The sequence below is a fragment of the uncultured Mucilaginibacter sp. genome, from assembly GCF_903913935.1.
Classification (GTDB): domain Bacteria; phylum Bacteroidota; class Bacteroidia; order Sphingobacteriales; family Sphingobacteriaceae; genus Mucilaginibacter.
Map to the genome: position 1 here is coordinate 1 of NZ_CAIWNH010000264.1, position 3,295 is coordinate 3,295.

Sequence of the window (3,295 nt, forward strand, 5' to 3'; positions counted from 1 at the left end):
AAATTTTGTTGCATTTAATTTAGGAAAATACACATTATTGCATTTAATTTTTATATATTTTGCGTTCATATTGCAATTCGTCCGACAAAGTAACGTTAAAAAGTTTATTATTTTTCATAAAAACCATCAAAAAGAGATTAGAATTTGATTAAAAGTTAAACAGTATAAAATATAATTTATAAACTTGTCCTGGGTATATCACGCGTTAAACCTATTCTGGATTTCGCCTTCAGGTTTAACGTTTAAAGGCTCGAAACCCAGCAGGCATATGAGCCGGGTACCGCCATTCTTTATTTTAGTGGCAGGGTCAATTTCGAGGCGCAAGTTATTGAGCGGCGATAGGGCATACAATACAAGTTAGTTGGTATTTTTTAATGAAACCACAATGTATAGGTTTGCGGATAATTATTACAGTGGAAATGAAGTTTGAAAAATTAGCGGCGACAAAAGCCGTTGATGAAACTTTATTTATAAAGGTGAAGACATAATTTTCAAGATAACAAACAAATCTTTCTAAAGCTTTGTTTGATGAAGTGAATTTGACGACCATTAAACAAGAGGGATGATTGCCCCTGCATTATAATAAAACGTTGTATGGTCACCGGCAAACCATAGCGACCGTGAAACGTGTACACGGATGAACCCAAATAGGGGGATTGATTAACTGATATACAAGAGAACGGCTTGCGGTAGATGCGCCCGATATTGTATTACCTGTCATTATATTTAGAGAAATGCGCCTGTTTGTTTCAAAGAATACAAAAACAATTGACGTTTCAAATACTTAAGTATTAGTATTTTCTGACTGGAACAAGGCTTTTATGCTGAACTGATAAGTTAGGAGCGTTATATTGATTAAGAAATATAAATTTTTTCATTTTCTGGCTTAATTGCTTCGATTTTATTCATATCTTCTAATGCAGCTCGATATTGAGGGCTGATGAATTTCATTTTTTCTAATACCAAAAGCCATAAAAAAACGCTATTTGTAATCATATATCTTTTAAACAACCTTTTCGGTTCCAATATAAGCCGATATAACCATTCAAGGCTACCTTTTTGCATCCATTTCGGTGCACGTTTTTGTAATCCTATAAATACAGGCAGAGCGCCCCCAATACCGATCATTACGGATTGAACCTTATCTTTCATTTCCGCCATCCATTGTTCTTGTTTGGGACATCCCAGTGCAACAAATACAATATTCGCTCCAGAACTATTAATATTAATAGCAACTGCAGATTTTTCAGCTTCAGTAAGATATCGAAATGGAGGAGAGTAGATTCCAGCAATATTCAGTAAAGGATAATTTGTATTTAAAAACGACTTAGCTTGAATAATTAGTTCTGGTGACCCCCCATAAAAATAAACAGAAAGATTTTCTTCAACTGCTTTTTTAATTAACATAGGTAGCATGCTCATTCCGTCGACTCTGTCTTGGTTAATTCGGTACAATAATTTGAAACATTTGGAAATCGGCACACCATCTGGAGTAATAATTTCAGCCTCATTGATTATTTTTTGATAATCCTTTGATCAATGCGCCTCCACCAACATATGTGCATTCGCAACACAGACATACGACGACTTTCTTTTTCTGCCTAAAGCAAGAATTGAATTTACAAATTCACCAAATGCCCCTTCGGATACGTTGATTGACAAAATTCTTTTCTTGTTTAACATTCTGGAGTTCATCTTCAATATTTTTTCTTGTTAATCCAAAAATTCATTTAAGCATTTATTGAGCTTCTAGTGCTTTTCTTTAAAAGCAACATTTAGATACCTGTGTGTAAAATATAATATTTATCACATTTTACTGTTTAGTTACTTATAAGCTAATTATCATGCCCAATATTTACAAAAAACGCAAAATAATTAAGTTATTTTCTAAATAATAAACGTTGCAATATTCAAAATGTTACGCTAATTTTACAAAAAATATTAAAATTTAAATTAAGGTTAATATTTACACTCATATATGCCTGCGCAAAACGATTAATTATCTATTGAAAAACATCCCTTTACATGAAATGTTACGCTAATTTTAAAAAAACTTAAAATTTAAATTAAGGTTAATATCTATACTCGTTTATGCCTGCGCAAAACGATTAATTATCTATTGAAAAACATCACTTTACATGAAAAAGAAAGCATTACTTACTGGAGTCACCGGACAGGACGGTGCCTATCTAACTGAATTACTATTATCAAAAGGATATGAAGTTCATGGCATAAAACGACGTTCTTCATTATTTAATACGGAACGAATTGATCATTTATACCATGACCCACATGATGCTGAGTGTAACATGGTCCTTCATTTTGGGGATCTGAGCGACTCAACAAACCTGATCAGGATCGTGCAACAGGTTCAGCCTGATGAAATTTATAACCTTGGTGCAATGTCGCATGTAAAAGTTAGTTTCGATACCCCCGAATATACTGCGAACGCCGATGGCATTGGAACGCTGCGGCTACTTGAAGCGATCAGGATATTAGGCCTTGAGAAAAAAACACGGATATACCAGGCCTCAACATCAGAGCTATACGGTTTGGTACAGGCTGTTCCTCAATCAGAAACTACCCCATTTTATCCTCGCAGCCCTTATGCTGTAGCTAAACTTTATGCCTACTGGATAACTGTTAATTACCGTGAAGCATACGGCATGTACGCTTGCAACGGCATCTTGTTTAATCATGAGAGCCCTTTGCGTGGGGAAACATTTGTTACGCGCAAAATTACCAGGGCAGTAGCTAAAATTGCTATGGGGCTACAGGAAAAACTTTTTTTAGGCAACCTGGATGCACAACGCGATTGGGGCCACGCTAAAGATTATGTAGAAGCTATGTACCTGATCCTGCAGCAGGATCAGCCCGAAGATTTTGTGATCGCGACAGGTGTTACCACCCGCGTAAGGGAGTTTGTTCGTTTGGCATTTGCCGAGGTTGGCATTGAGTTGGAATTCAGGGGTGAAGGCGCCGATGAAAAAGGTTATGCGGTTTATTGCAGTAACCCCGACTTTCAAATTGAACCGGGAAAAGAAATTGTTTCTGTAGACCCCCGTTATTTCAGGCCAACCGAAGTTGAACTGCTAATTGGTGACCCTTCCAAATCAATGACAAAGCTTGGATGGAAGCCAAAATACAATTTACAGCAATTGGTTGAAGAAATGGTAGCCGCCGATCTTGAGTTATTCCAGAAAGAAAGACTGCTTAAAGAAGCGGGTTACGCAATTAAAAACCAGTTTGAATAAACTTTCTATTTATTATACAACTAGCCCAATATTATAATTGT

The 3,295-nt window shown here is 35.9% G+C and carries 2 protein-coding genes; one reads left to right on the forward strand and one right to left on the reverse strand.

Annotation, left to right across the window (positions count from 1 at the left end; all coding sequences use genetic code 11):
- Positions 1-855: 855 nt before the first annotated feature.
- Positions 856-1,518 carry a WecB/TagA/CpsF family glycosyltransferase gene (locus QZY09_RS10255; protein WP_367119206.1) on the reverse strand — a complete coding sequence of 221 codons (663 nt, stop codon included), beginning with the start codon at positions 1,516-1,518 and terminating at the stop codon, positions 856-858.
- Positions 1,519-2,138: 620 nt separating this feature from the next.
- Between QZY09_RS10255 and gmd the strand changes: the two genes are divergently transcribed.
- Positions 2,139-3,254, forward strand: coding sequence for a GDP-mannose 4,6-dehydratase (gene gmd / locus QZY09_RS10260; RefSeq protein ID WP_295672044.1), 1,116 nt, complete (start codon positions 2,139-2,141; stop codon positions 3,252-3,254).
- Positions 3,255-3,295: the final 41 nt, after the last annotated feature.